This window comes from Herbiconiux liukaitaii (assembly GCF_041927495.1).
GTDB lineage: Bacteria > Actinomycetota > Actinomycetes > Actinomycetales > Microbacteriaceae > Herbiconiux > Herbiconiux liukaitaii.
Window position 1 is genome coordinate 95,087 of sequence record NZ_JBHFHG010000006.1, and the last position, 16,009, is coordinate 111,095.

General features: G+C 63.2%; 14 protein-coding genes and 2 pseudogenes. 5 read left to right on the forward strand and 11 right to left on the reverse strand.

Going from position 1 to position 16,009, the window contains the following annotated elements:
• The first annotated feature begins 72 nt into the window (after nt 1-72).
• Nucleotides 73-1,251: an MFS transporter gene (locus ACEXQC_RS12865; protein WP_374822785.1), complete on the forward strand. Its 1,179-nt coding sequence runs from the start codon at nt 73-75 to the stop codon at nt 1,249-1,251.
• A 90-nt stretch (nt 1,252-1,341) separates the two neighbouring features.
• Here ACEXQC_RS12865 and ACEXQC_RS12870 read toward each other — a convergent pair whose 3' ends face one another.
• Nucleotides 1,342-2,031, reverse strand: a complete 690-nt coding sequence (locus ACEXQC_RS12870; RefSeq protein WP_374822788.1) for a hypothetical protein — start codon at nt 2,029-2,031, stop codon at nt 1,342-1,344.
• A gap of 373 nt (nt 2,032-2,404) precedes the next feature.
• Nucleotides 2,405-3,025 (reverse strand): N-acyl homoserine lactonase family protein, encoded by a 621-nt coding sequence (locus ACEXQC_RS12875; RefSeq protein WP_374822791.1) that lies wholly within the window; start codon nt 3,023-3,025, stop codon nt 2,405-2,407.
• A gap of 141 nt (nt 3,026-3,166) precedes the next feature.
• Here ACEXQC_RS12875 and ACEXQC_RS12880 point away from each other — a divergent pair, with 141 nt between their 5' ends.
• Nucleotides 3,167-3,775, forward strand: coding sequence for a hypothetical protein (locus tag ACEXQC_RS12880; RefSeq protein ID WP_374822794.1), 609 nt, complete (start codon nt 3,167-3,169; stop codon nt 3,773-3,775).
• Between the two features lie 25 nt (nt 3,776-3,800).
• Here the strand turns inward: ACEXQC_RS12880 and ACEXQC_RS12885 are convergent, their stop codons facing one another.
• The gene (locus ACEXQC_RS12885; protein ID WP_374822797.1) at nt 3,801-4,148 is read right to left on the reverse strand and encodes a type II toxin-antitoxin system PemK/MazF family toxin; all 348 of its coding nucleotides are present in this window, start codon (nt 4,146-4,148) and stop codon (nt 3,801-3,803) included.
• A complete protein-coding gene (locus tag ACEXQC_RS12890; protein WP_374822800.1) occupies nt 4,142-4,387 on the reverse strand; it encodes a CopG family transcriptional regulator in 246 nt (81 codons plus the stop codon). Before ACEXQC_RS12890 ends, ACEXQC_RS12885 begins: the two co-directional genes overlap by 7 nt.
• 132 nt (nt 4,388-4,519) lie before the next feature.
• Between ACEXQC_RS12890 and ACEXQC_RS12895 the strand changes: the two genes are divergently transcribed.
• The gene (locus ACEXQC_RS12895; RefSeq protein WP_374822803.1) at nt 4,520-5,116 is read left to right on the forward strand and encodes a dihydrofolate reductase family protein; all 597 of its coding nucleotides are present in this window, start codon (nt 4,520-4,522) and stop codon (nt 5,114-5,116) included.
• On the opposite strand, the gene ACEXQC_RS12900 is transcribed toward ACEXQC_RS12895, so the two are convergent.
• From ACEXQC_RS12900 to ACEXQC_RS12920, 5 genes are all read right to left on the reverse strand, one after another.
• Nucleotides 5,117-6,349, reverse strand: coding sequence for a type II toxin-antitoxin system HipA family toxin (locus ACEXQC_RS12900; RefSeq protein ID WP_374822806.1), 1,233 nt, complete (start codon nt 6,347-6,349; stop codon nt 5,117-5,119).
• A gap of 22 nt (nt 6,350-6,371) precedes the next feature.
• Nucleotides 6,372-6,608, reverse strand: coding sequence for a helix-turn-helix domain-containing protein (locus ACEXQC_RS12905; RefSeq protein ID WP_374822809.1), 237 nt, complete (start codon nt 6,606-6,608; stop codon nt 6,372-6,374).
• A gap of 48 nt (nt 6,609-6,656) precedes the next feature.
• Nucleotides 6,657-6,872, reverse strand: coding sequence for a hypothetical protein (locus tag ACEXQC_RS12910; protein ID WP_374822812.1), 216 nt, complete (start codon nt 6,870-6,872; stop codon nt 6,657-6,659).
• Between the two features lie 107 nt (nt 6,873-6,979).
• Complete coding sequence (locus ACEXQC_RS12915) at nt 6,980-7,507, reverse strand: helix-turn-helix domain-containing protein (RefSeq protein WP_374822815.1); 528 nt, start codon at nt 7,505-7,507, stop codon at nt 6,980-6,982.
• The gene (locus ACEXQC_RS12920) at nt 7,504-8,076 is read right to left on the reverse strand and encodes an excisionase family DNA-binding protein (RefSeq protein ID WP_374822818.1); all 573 of its coding nucleotides are present in this window, start codon (nt 8,074-8,076) and stop codon (nt 7,504-7,506) included. The genes ACEXQC_RS12915 and ACEXQC_RS12920 overlap by 4 nt, the downstream gene beginning before the upstream one ends.
• A 244-nt stretch (nt 8,077-8,320) precedes the next feature.
• Between ACEXQC_RS12920 and ACEXQC_RS12925 the strand changes: the two genes are divergently transcribed.
• Complete coding sequence (locus ACEXQC_RS12925; RefSeq protein ID WP_374822821.1) at nt 8,321-12,817, forward strand: NACHT domain-containing protein; 4,497 nt, start codon at nt 8,321-8,323, stop codon at nt 12,815-12,817.
• Nucleotides 12,818-13,263: 446 nt separating this feature from the next.
• On the opposite strand, the gene ACEXQC_RS12930 is transcribed toward ACEXQC_RS12925, so the two are convergent.
• Nucleotides 13,264-13,683 carry a hypothetical protein gene (locus tag ACEXQC_RS12930; RefSeq protein ID WP_374822824.1) on the reverse strand — a complete coding sequence of 140 codons (420 nt, stop codon included), beginning with the start codon at nt 13,681-13,683 and terminating at the stop codon, nt 13,264-13,266.
• 354 nt (nt 13,684-14,037) lie between these two features.
• On the opposite strand from ACEXQC_RS12930, the pseudogene ACEXQC_RS12935 reads away from it, so the two are divergent.
• A pseudogene (locus tag ACEXQC_RS12935) lies at nt 14,038-14,244 on the forward strand (MmyB family transcriptional regulator); the annotation flags it as partial.
• An 84-nt stretch (nt 14,245-14,328) separates the two neighbouring features.
• On the opposite strand, the pseudogene ACEXQC_RS12940 reads toward ACEXQC_RS12935, so the two are convergent.
• Nucleotides 14,329-15,798 (reverse strand): annotated as a pseudogene (locus ACEXQC_RS12940) (DUF6119 family protein); the annotation flags it as partial.
• Between the last annotated feature and the right edge of the window lie 211 nt (nt 15,799-16,009).

Sequence of the window (16,009 nt, forward strand, 5' to 3'; positions counted from 1 at the left end):
TGCACGACGGTGCGACCGACCTCCGCCAGACTGGCTGATGTGACCAGCCCCTCTTATCCAGTCGTCGGGGTCTTGCGCACCAGACACACCGGGTACCTGCTGTTCACCTCGCTGCTCGGTCGGCTGCCCGGGGCGATGGCCGCTCTCGCGCTCGTGCAGCTCGTGCGCTCCACGAGCGGCGACTTCGGCTTCGCCGGGCTCATCACCGCGGTCTACGTCGTCGCCGGCGCGGTGGGGCAGCCGCTTCTCGGCCGACTCATCGACCGCTTCGGTCAGGTGGCCGTTCTCACCATCAGCGGCATCCTGAGCTTCCTCGCCTTCACCGGCATGGCGCTGACCCTCGAACCGCTGCCGGGCCTCGCCGTGGCGCTCGCCGCAGCGGCCGGGGTGTTCACGCCGCCCCTCGAGCCCGCCCTCCGGGCGCTGTGGCCGCGACTCGTGACCCCCGGCCCGCAGCTGAAGGCGGCCTTCAGCCTGGATGCCGGCGCCCAGGAGATCATCTTCATCCTCGGACCGCTGCTCACCGTCGCGGGCATCGCGGTCTTCGGTCCGGTCGGCAACCTGCTGTTCGCGGGCGCGCTCGGCCTGGTCGGTGCGCTCGCTTTCGTCATCAATCCCGCGCCCCGCGCCGCCTCGGCCCAGCGGCGCGGTGATGTCACGGCCCATCCCGGCGTCCGTTCACCCATCCTCCTTCCTGCGGTCGCGCGGGTCGCCGTCTTCACGTTCGGCATCGGTGTGCCCGTCGGCGCACTGACCATCGTCGCCACCGCCACCGAGGCAGCCCGCACCAGCGAGGGACTCGCCGGCTGGATCCTCGCCGTCAACGCCCTCGGCGCCCTCGTCGGCGCCACCATCGTGGGCATCCGCCCCCTCGGCTCCACCCCGGCCCGCCTCCTCACCGTCTGCGGCGTCCTCCTCGCCCTCGGCTACCTCCCGCTCGCGGCAACAGCGCTCCCCACGTGGGCGTACGTGATCGCGGCCGGCATCTCCGGCCTGATGCTTCCGCCGACCCTGGGCCAGGTCTTCGAGCGGATCTCGCAACTCAGCCCCGCCGGCGCTCTCACTGAGGCGAACGGCTGGGTCGTCAGCGCAATGACCCTCGGAGTCGGCGCAGGCACCCTCGCGGCGGGCGCGGCCGTCGGTGCCGCTGGCACATCCGCAGTGACGTGGATCGTCCTCGGCGCGTCAGCTCTCACCGCGCTTTTCTCACTCGTCGCGTTGCCCTCCGCGCGCGTGATCGTCGGGCCGTAGATCCTTTTCTTGCCGCCTCGAGCAATCTATCTCCCGAACAGGTGATCGCGATCGGCGGCATTTCTCGAACAAGTGCCTGCGTCCCGCCGGCTAAGGCCGCTCCTCGAGCACGCTCCTGACGGAGCTGCGGCTGTCGATGTGCTGCCGGAGTGGCTCTGAGAGGTTCTTCGCGACGTACACAATGCTGCGCCTCTGGTTCTCGGGTCGTCGGTCGTAGACCGATTCGTTGTGGGCGAGACGGTTCCGCACGTCCCGCAGGTCGCGAAGGGCGAGGTGCAGTTTTCCCCGATCGGCGCCCGGCAGGTATGCCTTGTGCAGCGTCGGCACCCACAGAGTCTTCTCATGCAGACTGTCGGTGAGATACGTCCAGAAGCCGAACATCAATTCGGCGATCACCTTCCCCCGATCGACGCCGTTCGTCTCGGTGTACCGTGCGCGCTTGCAAGCCTGTTTGATCGAGTTGCGTGAGATCGCGTTCTTGTCGTGACCTTCGCCGGTGCCGTTCGGGGCGAGGTGAGGCGGCAGAAGGGCTGCGGCGACAGCTGGGTCGATCCAGTCCTTACCCGAGACGAGAGGGTGACTCAGCAGTGCGCGATCGTATGCGTTCCGAAGCCCAACCTCCAGGTGCCCGAGGTCGTGGAGGAGTGACGCCGACCGCTTCGCATTCCAGTCGTACACCGCGAGCGCCCGCCCGTGGTCACCGCCGGCGGCTCTCGAATACTTGCCGAAGCGCCCGAGGGTGAGCGACTCCGTGACCCAAGGTTCGGGTGAGGATGACACGGTGGAATCCGTTCGCGTAGAATCGGGGCAACGAGAGTCCTTGATGACCGATGCTGCTGACGCAGTAAGTTACTTGGGCCCGGACCCGGAAGCCTCGGTATCAGGAAACTGACCCGGGGCTTCTTCTTTTGCTCCGGACAGAGCCGCCACGGTTCGTGCGGATCTCGCCTCTCAGCATTCCATGATGGTGAGAATCATTCAATACCTAGTCTGTTGCCAGCTGAAGGGAAGCGGCCCGACAGTAGCCTGACAATGCACCAGTGAAACGCTCCGCACGCATCGAGGGAGAGCTCCGATGAGACCACTGCGCTAGTCCGCGGTCGACCCTGGCGATTCGGTCGTCGCGGACGATGTGGGCATCCAGGCCTCCCGTCTACTTTCGGCCAGGGCGCCAGGCGGCGGTCTCGTGCGAGAGCCAGACCTGATGCGGGTCGAGCGACACGATGAGGCGCTGGCCCTCGGTGGTCGGCTCGTCGAGCTCGCCCGACCAGACCGCGGTGTCGCCGGCGATCACGACCAGGCCCTCCTCGGTCTGCACGGTGACGATTTGCGAGCCCGGGGTGTGGCCGGGTGCCGGAAGAAGCCGCACTCCGGGCAGGAGTTCGTGCTCGCCGTCGATCTCGGTGTACTCGACGCCGGGGGCATCCACCCACTCGCGGATCGCGTAATCGTCCTGGGTGCGCGCATCCTCGAGCTCCCGGCGCTGCACGTAGACCGGAGTCCCGGCGAACAGGTGGTTGCCACCGCAATGGTCGAAGTGGAGGTGCGTGTTCACCACCGCGGTGATGCGACCCAGGTCGAGGCTCTGTGACCAGAGCGGTTCGAGCTGGGGGTCCATGTCGGCGGCGGGATGGAGTTCGGTCAGGCCGGTGTCGACGAGCACCTGCCCCTGGGGGTGCGAGATGAGGTGCACGTACACGGGCAGCCGCTCCTCCTCGGCGAGCAGGGTGGCGACGCGGATCGGCGTCACGGTGACGGGGTTGCCGGATGACATGAGCGCTCCTCTGCTAAGTGGACAGCGTGCACTTCGAAGCGGACAAGCGCGCGAATTGCGAGACGTGAAGGAGGAGGGGCGGAGCCGCTAGCCTGGTCCGCACACGAACATCTAGTGCGAGCAGGTGGATCGACGATGCTGATGGATTCGAGCGAGTTCCTCCTGGGTGTCGCAGGCGTCTCCGCAACCCTCATCGGCACGTTCATCGTGGGGGTGTTCTTCTACCTCGACACGGATCTGCACCGCATCACGATGGCCACGGACGCCGCCGATCGCTACCTCCGCTCCGGCGTGCGCTGGGTGTTCGCCGTCTACGCCCTCCCCCTCTTCGTGGCCTTGACTCTCGCGGTGTTCGAGCCGATCTGGGGCGCGCTGACGTTCATCGCCTTGGGTGTCATCGTGGTGCTGTGCACCGTGGACACAGGCCGGCGGATGCTCATGCGGGGCGCCTCGGGAGAATCGATCGGCCTCGCGGTCAACCAGTGGTTGTGCACGGCAGCCGTCGTAGTCCTGGTCGCACTCCCGTGGGTCATCGGGGGATGGGTGCCCTCCGCCACGGCCTTCATCCCCTCGATCCTCCTCGCCCTCGCGGCCGCCTTCGCGAGCACCGTAGCGCTCGTCATGAGGCAGTTCGACCTGACCGCGGCGATGGCCGATTCAGGCTCCACCGACCACGACCCGGACTGCGTTCTGCGAGGACGCCACTCGAAGTGCTCCCCGACGGCTGCGGATGCCGGCCTCGGTTTCTGACCGCCGACGGCTCATGCGCGAATGTCTACACGCCCGTGACGAGGCGCACTCCGGCGCCGATCTTCGCCAACAGGTATGCGGGAACCCGCCCGGCAGGGTGGGGGTCGAAATTTTCCCTGCTCACCGGTCCGAGCTGAGACACCACGGCTACCGAGTCCCTCTCGAGGCCGGACGCCTCTACCGGAATGGCGACGTTGCCCGGAAATCCTTCCAACGCCGTGTTGGAGGTCAATGGAACGACGAGCACGGTGTTGATATCGGTCGCGAGCAGCCAATCCTCCTGCAGCACGACGGCAGGCCGGATCTTCGCCGGCTCCGAGCCCCGAGGTGATCCGAAGTCCACCCACACGACATCGCCGTACTCGATCACCATCCGGTGGACTCGAGCTGTCGGCGAGCATTCTCGCCCAGGAACACGCCATCCCCGGAGGGTTGTCCTGCCCGTTTGATCACCGCGTTCGCCAGCGCGGTGAGCTCTCGTTCGCCCTCCAACTCATCGGCCAGCCGACTGGCGGCGAGGCGATAGAACTCCGACCGGTTCATGCCGTGGCGTGACGCGACCCTCTCGAACCGCTCGAAGTCACCGTCGGGAACTGAGATGGAAGTCTTCATGCACTGAGTATGACGAGCCATACCAGGCGGGAAAAGTACTCGGACGGGGGAGACTTCCCGCCACCGGGGCCCCGACTGTAGCCTGGCAACGCACCAGTGAAACGCTCCGCACGCATCGAGGGAGAGCACCGGATGAGACCACTGCGCTACGGGATCAACGTCACCCTCGACGGCTGCGTCCACCACGAGGCCGGCATCGCCCCCGACGAGGAGTCGATGCGCTTCTGGACCGCCCAGATCGACCGAGCCGACGCCCTGCTGTACGGCCGCGTGACCTACGAGATGATGCAGTCGGTTTGGCGACGACCGGCCTCGGGGGCGTGGCCGGACTGGATGAGCGAGCGGGACATCCCCTTCGCCGAGAGCATCGACAGCACCAAGAAGTACGTCGTGTCGAGCACCCTTGGTGAGGTCGATTGGAATGCCGAACTCGTGCGAGGCGACCTGGAGCAGACGGTCCGGCGGCTCAAGCAGGAGCCGGGGGAGGGCTTGTCGGTCGGAGGCGTGACGTTGCCGCTGGCGCTGGCCGATCTGGGGCTGATCGACGAGTACGCGTTCGTCGTGCACCCGGTGATCGCCGGTCGCGGGCCGACTCTGTTCGCCGGTCTGCGCGACCGCCTGCAGCTCAGGCTCGTGGAACGCCAAGAGTTCAGCTCGGGCGCGGTGGCCCTGCTCTACCGCCCTGCCAGTGCGGTGCCCTCGCGCTCAGGGTCGTTCTCGGAGCAGTAATCACCGCTTGGGTGAGCTGATCTCTGATCCGCTAAGCAGTCGGCTGGTGTTCCAGCGCAAGCGTTCGGCCATTCCCGGAGACGACCCGGTAGGCACACCGATCGAGGCCAGGGCGGCGTCCAACGACGTGAGCGTCTCCGTCACGATGGCGGATGCTCGCGAGTGCGGCAGTACGCCCCACGACGCGACCTCGGCCAGCAGCCGCTCGGCCGACATCCTGCGATGGTCGAAGACTCCGTCGACCGACAGCGCGAGGTTCCAGTCGATGAGCCCGTCCTGGAAGAGGTTGGGCAGCGCGTCGTACATCTGGGAGAGCTCGGTTCCTGTCGGCAGATGCATGAGGGCGACGTTCTTGGCATGCGCGTCGTTGTTGCCGATCGCGATGTGGAAGGTGAGCTGACGCACCCACGCTTCCACGGCGGCGTCCCCGCGGGGAATGGACCCCAGCAGCTCTCCGATCCGCCGCGCAGTGGCCCGTTTCGGGTCGGTCGGCCAGCTCGGTTCCTGGAACTTCACGTCGGTGTCGCGCCAATCCAGACCCAAGGCCTGGGCCAGATCCTCCTGGTGGTGCAGCAGAACGTGGTCACCGTCGAGCACCCGGTCGAATCTCTCGATGGCGAGGTAGGTGGTGCGGCCGGCTGTGCGAATCCGGCTGTCGTACTGCGAGAGGCCGACCTCTCGGGCGAGCAGGTGGCTGTAGTGCTCGTCGAAGATGCGATGGGGGCGCGAGGGAACCTGGGGTTTCAGGATGTGCGTCGAATGTGCGCGCCCGTGCGGCACGGCCCACTCGTCGTTCAGCAGCGCAGCAAGCACCTTGGGCTGATAGCCGGGCAGGGTCGAGCGGCTGTCGTCGGGGATGCCCTGGTCGCTGTCTTCCAGGGCCTGCTTCAGGCGTGCGGCGAGCTGCGTGTCGGTCAGGGCCTCGTAGCTCGGCGAGACCACCGAGGTGTCGTCTGCTCGACGCAGCGTCACGGCACCGGCGATCGATCCGCCGAACTCACTCAGAAGCGCGAACAGATCGTCCTTGTCGATGCGGCGCTTGGCGGCCATCTGCTCTCGGTGGTTGCCCTCGGGCACGTAACCGCCGAGAAAGTCGGAGACGCGATCGGATGCGGGGCGCCGTCCGGGCAGAGCCGTGAACGATTCGCTCAGCAGCACTTCCTGACGGTACCCGCGATGTACAGTCAGCGTGACGCGCGTTCGATCGCGGGGCACCCTCTCGACGATGCCCACCGGTTCGTCGTGGAGGAAGAGCTCAAGCGTCGGCATCGTCGTCGCCGTAGTCGAGGGTGATGGTGATGCCGAGCTCGTGCAGCGTGCGGAACAGCCGCGTCATGTAGAGGTTCGGCTTCGCTGCCTCGAGGTCGACCATGTAGTCGCGCGGGAAGGAGAGCCGCTCAGCCAACTCGGCCTGAGTCAGCTCCGCATCTTCACGCGCGGCGCGGATGACGGCAGCGACATCGGAGTGCTTTCGGGCGGTGAGGGATGGCATGCGCGCCTCTCAAGTGGGCATTTCCCCACAACAGCGCGTGTGGGAATATCACCACACTATCCAATGTGGGGAATTTCCCACAAGTAGATGGCTCCGCGGGGCCTCATGGCGTTGCCGGCGCCCTACGAGATGATGCAGTACCAGGTCGTCGTAGCCGGTGACCAGCGCATCAGCGAAGTATCGCTCCATCGTGCCGACGCGCTTCTCGACGAGCGCCGGATCCTCGCCGTTCTTGACGAGGTTCTTCGCCAGCTCGAACAGCACATCCTTCGATCACAGCGGCCGGAACAGTCCACTGTCGGCGAGTTCGAGGATGAAGTCGTTGAGGAGCGCTCCGTAGAGAACGTTGGTGTCGAAGAAGGCTGGGAAGCTCACTCAGCGTCCAGCTCCGCACGACGCTTCACGTCAGCCGGCTTACCGACCTGAACCTTCGCCCTGAGACTGGCGCGCTGCAACTCGCGCAACGCAGCACGGCGCTCAGAACGAAAGTTCGCCTGGTAGGCGACCAGGTCCTCTAGTTGGACACGACGGTGACGGCCGGGCTTGTCGTAAGCGATGTCGCCGGCCTCCAGGAGACGGACCAGCGTCGGGCGGCTGATGCCGAGGAAACCCGCGGCTTGTTGCGACGTCATGGACATGCCCTGAGGCACGATCGTGATGCCCGCACCCGCGGCGAGGGTGTTCGTCACCTGGTCGAGGATGCGGAAGATCTCATCCGGGATGGGGCGGGCATTGCCCCGGGGGTCGACGAGTGCAGCCTTGGACGAGTTCTGCGCGAGGAAGGCCGCAAGCTCGCGCATCAACTCGGCGAAATCGAGAATCTCCTCGCGGGCGTTGGCCTCGGGAAGGTAGGTCTGTGCCTTGCGGGCACCGCGTGGCGTGTTGGGCGAGGTGCTCATGGCGCCCACCATACTCGGGCAAAACGAAAAAATCGAACATCAGGTTGGGTGGTTTCCTGCGACGTTTCGGGCCAAGTCCAAGCCATTTCCACCCGACGAAGCAACGGCGTCGACGGTCTCCGGTCGAAGCCCATGTCCTCGCTCATCTGCACCAGTGCATCAGCGGCATCATGCGCTCGAGCGTCAGCACGAGCCTTGAATGCGAGCAGCGAATCCGTTTTCGCTCGGCGATGGGTGCCCACCGTCCGGTACAGGATCTCGCTACTCTCCAGGAGCTTGATCAAGTAGGGGCGTGAGACGTTGAGCACCTCCGCTGCCTGCACCGTCGTCATCTCCTCTTCTCTCGACAGCACGCTCACGTGGTGGCCGGCGGCGAGGTTCTCGAGAGCGGCGATGATGACATCGGTCATCTCGTCCGGGATATCGACCGGTGACTTCTCGCCCACAATCGTCAGCTCGAACACGTTCGACCCAGGCGCAGCTTCTACCGCACGGCGAACGCGATCAAGAGCGCGCTTCGCGACGTGCTCGGGGTTTTCGCCCGGGCGCGGGTTGGCAGCGATGGACACGCATGCACTGTCGCTCGACAAACGCAATAAGTGAAGCGACTGCTTACTCGATTGCTGAGGAGATTAGGGATGAATATGGAGCTGACGATTCCGCTCGACCAATCCGCAAAAGGATCGCTCTTGCCTTGGACGCGCCGTCAGCCGTCGGAGCGCGGGGGAGAGCTACCTAATCTGCCTCCGTGCATTGTGATGCGGCGGAAGCGCCTAACGCCGAGAATCGGCGAATCCGCCCAGAATGGTGATCATGGAGGATGCGGACCAGGTACCCGCGGTAGCGCTTCGGAAGAATAGCGCTGGCGGCGGAGTCGCCGACAAGCTCGGCAACAAGTACGAGCTGGCATGGGCCGTTTACCACGCGTTGCGGTGCATTCAGGACGAGCGTCGAAGCATAACTCTCGAGGACCTCGACCCAGATCTAGCCCATGGCTCGGAGTTCACGCTCGTGGACGAGCACGGCATAGTTGCAATCACCCAGGTGAAGCGCCAGCACAGCGTGAACGATCGTTGGACGACCGCAGCCCTGCACAGTCGCGGCATCTTCAAGGTAGCAGCGCGGCACGTCGCAGCTGGCCGGGAGTACCACTTCGCTTCGATGACGCCATGCGGATCGCTACGCGTACTTAGCGAATGGGCCCGGGCGTCTTCTAGTGTCCAGCAATTCATGAGGCGCCAACTCACCAAGCAACTAAGTCCGGTCTTCGATGAAGTCGCCGATCCCGCTGTCCTCGGCAGCGCGGAAGACGCTTGGCGGGTGCTTCGCGGTATGTGGTTCGAACTCGGAGATGAGCAACAGCTAGTTAAGACGAACGCCATGCTCGCTGAAACGATGTTGGAGGGCGCGTCAGAATCGCTCCTACCGATCGCCGTGGGTGCAGTATTGCTCGACAATCTCCGTCTAAGGCTCACGAGGCGCGAGTTGCTCGAGGGGCTGGCCCGTCACGGTATCTCAGCCCGCCACGCTACGGCGACAAGGACCGCTCATGAAGAGGTTCAGGCTACGACCAAGGGCTGGCGTGGCACCGTGGAAAGAGAGCTGCTCAGCCCGCCCATCCCCAGGAGTGAGTCCGCAGACCTCGTCAAACTGATGAACAGTACGCGCGTGGCATTGGTTGTCGGCGCTGGTGGTGGAGGCAAGAGTTCTGTCCTCTATCAGGCGGCGGATAGCTTCGAATCAGATGGGGCCGAGATCTTGGCGTTCCGTCTCGACCGTCGGGGAGCCTTCAACTCGACGGTCGAGTTGGGCGCCCAGCTAGGCCTGAATTCTTCGCCAGTTGCGTCCCTGCGGCTGGCCGCAGATGGCCGCGACGCCTTCCTCATCATTGACCAGCTCGACGCGGTCTCACTCGCATCGGGACGTCTCTCCGAGCGCTATGACGTGATTGCCGACCTGATTCACGAGGCGTTGTCAGTCGAAGGAGTACGGGTCGTCCTTGCCTGCCGACTTTTCGATGTCGAGAACGATCACCGAATTCGCAAGCTTGATGCGCGAGCAGACGTTCAACGCGTCACCGTCCAGCCGCTGCCCAATGAGGCCGTCATTGGTGCCGTCGACGCGATGGGCCTCGACGCGACAGCACTTACCCCGCCACAACGAGAACTGCTGAGGTCACCCCTGAACCTCGTGCTTCTCGAAAGCGTCGCAAGTCAACCCGGCGCTCTCAACTTCACCTCCCGTGGCTCACTCTTCGAAGCCTTCTGGGAGCGCAAGCGCCAGACCATCCACAACCATCGCCCGGAGGTTCGCTTCAACGACGTGCTTGCGCGCATTGCCAACGCCGCAAGCGACCAGCAGGCGCTTTCGGTCGCCATCGAGATTCTCGACCCCGACGACTACATCAGCGATGCCCAGGTGCTGGCATCGGAGCAGGTGTTAGCGATCGATGGTGATCGCGTCTCCTTTTTTCACGAAACCTTCTTCGACTACACCTTCGCGAGGCAATGGCTGTCGCGGAAGGAGTCCCTTGTCGAATTTCTCTGTGCACAAGAGCAAGAGCTGTTTCGACGTGCTCAAGTGCGTCAGATTCTCGAGCTACTGCGCGAACGGGATCCGGATCGCTTCCGGAACGAAGTCGAAGCTGTCCTGACCGCGCCTTCCATCCGGTTCCACCTTAAGGAGACGGCCGTGATGGTGTTCGCAAACGTAAGGACGCCTACTGACGACGATCTCGACCTCACCCTGCGGGTTGCCGAGACAGATCCAACGCTGTCACGGCGTCTATGGCAGCAAATAACGCGCCCGACTTGGTTCCACGTGGTCAGTGACCGCGGCTTCATCGGGGATTGGATTGATGGGGCTGATCCAATCTTGAGGGAACGGGGAATCGAATGGCTGTCGAACGCTGGACCTGACAACAGCGAGACGGTAGCGCATCTGCTGTCCAAACGACGGGACGATCCCGAGTACAGACAATGGCTCCAGTTGGTAACGCGGCGAGCAGACCTGCATCTAAATCGGCCTTTGTTTGACCTGATGCTTGAAGCTATTCGTTCGGGTGAAATTGATTTGCTCGACCGAAACCTGTGGTTCTCGTTTCACGGCCTCGCTGAATATGAACCGCGATGGGCTATTGAAGTGCTGGCCGCCTGCTTCATCGACAATCCGTCAGCTCTGGCACTAGGTGAAGACCAAAAGGTCACGATCCTCGGCCTGCGGGAGTACAGCCTCACTCAGCTGATTCAGGGGGCAAGCAAGTCAGAACCTCGGGTGTTTGCTGAAACCGTCGTGCCGTGCCTTCTGGCTGTGATGAAGGCGACCTCTGTCGATTCTCATCCCGATGCGCCAACTAGTGACCGCCACTTCAGCTTCCGGCTACCATCCCCGACCTCGTCAGATGACGTCGATGATGCCCTCTACAACGGCTCCGTCGAGGCGCTCGCGAGTTGGGCAGCGACAGCGCCGGAGTCGCTCGAACCCCTGCTCCGCAGCTTGGCTGCCGACGAACACGACGCGGCGCAGGCGCTGTTGTTCCGAACTCTCATCGCCGGATCGGCTCACTTCGCCGACTGGGCTGCCCAGCTCATGCTCGAAGGCGGACCTCGACTGCACAGCGGCTACATCTCGGACAGCTACGGGCTCTCTCGAGAGGTAATTGAGGCAATCGCACCACACATCTCTGACGATGACCATTCACGCCTTGAAGGTCAATTGCGCGACCTCCGCAATCCTTACGAGCGAGGTCGCTCCTTCGGTTACACCGCCTTCAAGTTCTTGTCGGCGCTTGATCGAAACCGGCTTAGCCCGACCGGCTTGCGGCGCCTCGCTGAGTATCAGCGAAAGTTCGACATGGAGGTGCCCCCTCCGGCTACCGGCATAATCAGCTATTCGGTCGGCTCCCCGATCAGCGCCGACGCGACCGGCAAAATGTCCGATAGTCACTGGCTTCGCGCTATGGCCAAGCACGACAAAGACGAGCGCCACAAGGATCCCTCCGTCGGCGGGGCCCGGGAGCTTTCGCATATGCTCAAGAGTTGCACGTCTGAGGACCCGCTGCGGTTCGCAGGTCTAGCCATGCAACTGACTTCGGCCACAAACCCTGCTTATCCCAGTGCAATTTTGTGGGGTTTCGGCGACACGTCGATCCCGCCCGTTGCGCAACCGATGGTGTTTGAGGCCATCAGACACATCATGAGCCTCGGGCTGACCAGCTGTGATCGATGGCTTGGTTGGTCAGTGCGGAGAGTCCGTGACGAGCTACCAATTGATCTTGTGGAGCTGGTTCGGGATCGCGCCTTATACGCGCTAGACCCGGAAGACAACAGACCGATCTTCACACGTGAGGGAGACGATCGCAGCCCTCGTGACCTAATTCAGAACGGCATCAACACCGCAAGAGGCAGTCTTGCGGAAGAACTTGGCGACCTCCTCATACACGACGCGCAGGGCGAGCGATCCGGACTCGTAAGCCCACACTTGAGTGCGCTAGCCAGCGACCCAGTCCTTAGCGTCCGCGCATGTGTGGCTCACACCGTCGCGGCCTGCCTTCGGCATGCGCGGCATGAGGCATACGAAGCATTTGAACGCTTGATCGACGCTGACGATGTCTTGCTTGCCTCAGAGCACGTCCGCAGCCTGATGGTGTACGTCGGGAATGCGGACCCAGCACGAATTGATCCAGTAATCAACAGGATGCTCGAATCAGAGGACGCAAATGTAAGGCACGCCGGCGGATGGATGGCTGCGTTCGCCGCGCTTCAATGGGAGCGTCCCGACTTTATGAAGCGAGCCCTTGCTGGCGGTATCGAGCTTCGCAGTGGCGCGGCTGAAGTTTGCAGCGCCAGAATTGATCGCGCCGCGAATTCTGACCTTGTTCTCGCCACATTGCGCCGGCTCATGCATGACGAGGACGACGAGGTTCGCAAGGCAGTGGGACGGCTCGCCAGTAACCTGAGGGGCCACAGCCTGCGGCCGTTCAGCAGCTTTCTCGCTGACCTCATCATGTCGCCGAGCTACGTCCATGCCACCCCACAATTGCTGATCACCTTGCAGGAAGCACCTGACATGGTCGACGATCTAATTGACCTCGCCGCCCACCGCTTTCTCGACGTCTTCGGCAGTGACATAGCGGATATCCGGACGGGAGCGGCTGGCGACGCACACTACATCTCGGACCTAGTCGTTCGGGGTCTGGCTCAGTCACGTGACAAAAGGCGCATATCGGAACTGCTCGACATTCTCGATCGTCTGATCGAACTCGGTGTCTATGGAATTGCGGACGCGATCGAGGAGGCGGAACGCCGCTAACCCATCAGAGATGGCTGTGTTGGGAGGCCTCAATACGTGAGTGCCTTCCCCAACGGCGACCAAATGGCCTTCCGCCTCATGCACGACGCAACGGACCCCCTCACGGGCGCGATCGTCGTACCATCGACCATGCTCGGTAGGGCGAGGCTTCCTCGGCCCTTTCGCACGTCACCGTGCCCCATCCCCGTCACCCTCGTGGCCGGCGCCGCTGACCGGATCGACCCTCACGAGAGCGGCCGGATGACGAGCTGGGCGCGCCACGTTCCGCGTCAGGTCGGCGCGACAATCCCCACTTCGTACTGGGTATCTGCTCAGGTGAAGTGGCCCTGATGTAACTCCGCTTTTGGACCTCTTCGACTATGTCGCCCACGGCTGTTTGACTCCGGCAGCGTTAACCCGCCCTCCTAGCTCCCGAGCCTGGCCGACCGTCTCGCAATCGTGTGCGGTCAGGCCTCTCTGTTCAGGTCGGCGCGCTCTCGTGGAGAAGACGGCCCGAACCATATCCAAAGGGGTCGAGCCGTGACCAAGATGAGCACCGCAAACAGGCTTTGACTGATGACGCCGAACAACGACAGGCCGCCGACCAGAGCGAAGACGCTCCAGTTCACTGCGATGTCGGCGACGATCACGGCGATGCCGAGCACGATGCCGGAGCGTCGTCGAAAGATGATCAGCGCAGCGGTGACCGGATCCAGGATGGTCAGTGACACCCAGAACAGCCGGACGCCGAGAGGGAAGCCGCTGTAGGCGTTCACTCCGCCGACGATCAGATCCGCTGTGTGAGTGGTTGTTCCCACGAGGAAGCCGAGCACCCACAGGACTTGGAACACTCTGAGCGCTCGTGCTGATGCGGCGAGAGCGATCATGCGCTCATGCTACCGAGCCAGATGGTGCCGCCGGGTCCTTCGTCTAGTCCACGAAAGCGTCGAACGTCTCCTTGAACCAGAGGTTGTTGGCGCAGTCCTCGGAGCAGGCGCGGTGGTCGTAGACCATCTCGCTGCGGGGCACCCGGAGGCCGCATTGCCAGCACCGCCGGAGCCGGCCGCTGAACCGCTCGAGCGGGCTCACAGTGGCACCGTCCCGACGTACTCGCGCAGGGCCGCGCAGACCACTGCATTGATGTCCTCGCCTCGTGCCGCGGCAATAAGACGAGCCGTCCGTGGCAAGCAATGAGTTCCGTCAGTGGCGGTTAGCGCACCGGGTGCACCAGCGCACGCGCGGCACCAAAACGCTTGAATCATCCCCTGGTGGGCGAGCTCGAGATCCACTTCGAAACCCTCACCCTTCCCGGAGAGCCATCCCAGACGCTTTACATCTACACAACGGAACCAGACTCCGCGTCAGAGCAGTCGCTCGCCTTGCTGACGAGCTGGGCCGGAACCGACCCGGGCCCCCATCCAGGAAGCGAGAGCAAGCCGAACCGATGACGATTCTCCTGGGACTGTCTTGGAGGCTGGCATATGGGGTCGCCCAACCCTGGCTGGCATCTCCGGGTTGGCCGACTGCTGGTGCTACGCCTCCGGTTGTTCCTCAACCGGCACCCGTGAAATGACGACAGTTGGGCCGAGACTTTGTGTTTGCTTCGCCGTCTGCATCAGGTTCAGCTTGCTAAAGAACGGGAGCCAACCCGTCCCGGACCCTTTGGAGTTGGTTAGAACAGCAAAGTGCACTGAGTAGCGGGTGCGCTCAAGATGCTCGCCCGCGGCGGGGATCAAGTCGAGCCATCGCGGCGCGTCATCCCCTGCGATCTCTCCGAGGTACGTGCGCACACTGTCCCGGAATTGCCCGTCGCCGATAAGAGTGGACGCCGATACGTTTCCCTGAGCAAATAGGTGGCTCAGGGTCGCCGACCGTGACTTGCGCTTTACATGAATCAACTCCGCGCCACTTGAGAGTAAGTCGCAAAATTCCACGGAGGTCGTCGCGCCCTCAGCCCGCACGAGCTTCTTGTCGAGCAGCAGTATGTCTTCCGAAAGATCTCGAGCCCTCTCGTTGTATGAACCTTCGTGCTCGTTCTTCCATGCGGCCGGGAGCACCGTGCTGGGCGCAGGAAGGGACGCCAGGTAGCTGTCGACTTCATTGACGAGCGTCGGCGCGACTTCAAACCACTGGCCTTCGATCAGTGAGAACAGCTTCCCATTGAGGTCCTGCTCCGAGACAAGCGAATTGTAGACACTCCAACGCGTATCGAACGTTCCCGACTTGATCCAGCCCACCTGTACTCGGCGCTGCTTGAGCTGTTCCAGGGTGATCGAGTCCCGTTCATCGTCCAACGCCTCTAGGTATTCGTCGAGGTCCAGATCATCGAAAACATGCCGACCAGCGCCGCCGATCTTGAATCCTGAGATCTCATCCCATCCGAAGTTCTCCGGCATGGCTAAATGGGTTCGCGTGGTTTCCCCCGCTCGTAATTGGGCGATGATAAGCGCGTCGAGTGCTGCTGTGTCGTCTGGATCCTTCACCTCTGCGAGATGGTCGATCCACTCAAAGCGCGCCTTATAGGCATCGTCATCGTAGGCGTTCAGCAACTCGGCGAGTAGCTCAGGAAGTTCCTCCAGAGACCGCTTCGTCGTCAGAACGAGGGCGTCTGAACCTGTGATGGTTCGACCGAACGTCTCGTCGGAGGGTTTCCCGGTGACCGCCCGCAGAAGGTCTCGAACTGCGTCCACTCCGAAGTTGGACAGTTCTGCGTTCTTGCTGGTTTGAGTGGTCTTCGACACCACCATGTCCTCGAACGTCTTCGTGTCCAGGCTACGAATCTGTTGTGCGTCGATGCGGTTGAGCGCCACTTTCAGTCCGAATCGCCGCTCGATCTTTGACGGGTCGAGGAGGTTCCGTCCGAATCCGAAACTAAGCGCGAAGTAGCGCTCGGAGGCCTTCAAGACGAGTAGCCCCGAGGAAGACGCAGTCTTCACTTCCAGATCACCTTCAAGAACGGGGGCAACATACTTTGCCCACTCGGGAAATCGCGGATGATTGTACTTTGAATGAAGATGCCCTCGAAACCGGCCGAAGTTGAGACAACCTGCTCCGAGAAGGTCTGCTCGCCGCCCGCATCGAGGGCATCCCCAGGTGCCTCAACGTCCGTCGTGAGAAGGAATATTGTGAGTCGCTGACTTGGCATGGCCCCCCCATGGTTACGCAGACCTTATCCGTTGCTCGGGGCTCACACCACCTCTGTGCGCGAGCGTC

Coding starts and splice junctions, on each gene's coding strand:
- ACEXQC_RS12880 (WP_374822794.1), top strand. CDS start 3,167: ATGGATTCGAGCGAGTTCCTCCTGGGTGTCGCAGGCGTCTCCGCAACC.
- ACEXQC_RS12915 (WP_374822815.1), bottom strand. CDS start 7,507: ATGAGCACCTCGCCCAACACGCCACGCGGTGCCCGCAAGGCACAGACC.
- ACEXQC_RS12925 (WP_374822821.1), top strand. CDS start 8,321: ATGGAGGATGCGGACCAGGTACCCGCGGTAGCGCTTCGGAAGAATAGC.
- ACEXQC_RS12890 (WP_374822800.1), bottom strand. CDS start 4,387: ATGAAGACTTCCATCTCAGTTCCCGACGGTGACTTCGAGCGGTTCGAG.
- ACEXQC_RS12905 (WP_374822809.1), bottom strand. CDS start 6,608: ATGCCATCCCTCACCGCCCGAAAGCACTCCGATGTCGCTGCCGTCATC.
- ACEXQC_RS12875 (WP_374822791.1), bottom strand. CDS start 3,025: ATGTCATCCGGCAACCCCGTCACCGTGACGCCGATCCGCGTCGCCACC.
- ACEXQC_RS12930 (WP_374822824.1), bottom strand. CDS start 13,683: ATGATCGCTCTCGCCGCATCAGCACGAGCGCTCAGAGTGTTCCAAGTC.
- ACEXQC_RS12895 (WP_374822803.1), top strand. CDS start 4,520: ATGAGACCACTGCGCTACGGGATCAACGTCACCCTCGACGGCTGCGTC.
- ACEXQC_RS12885 (WP_374822797.1), bottom strand. CDS start 4,148: ATGGTGATCGAGTACGGCGATGTCGTGTGGGTGGACTTCGGATCACCT.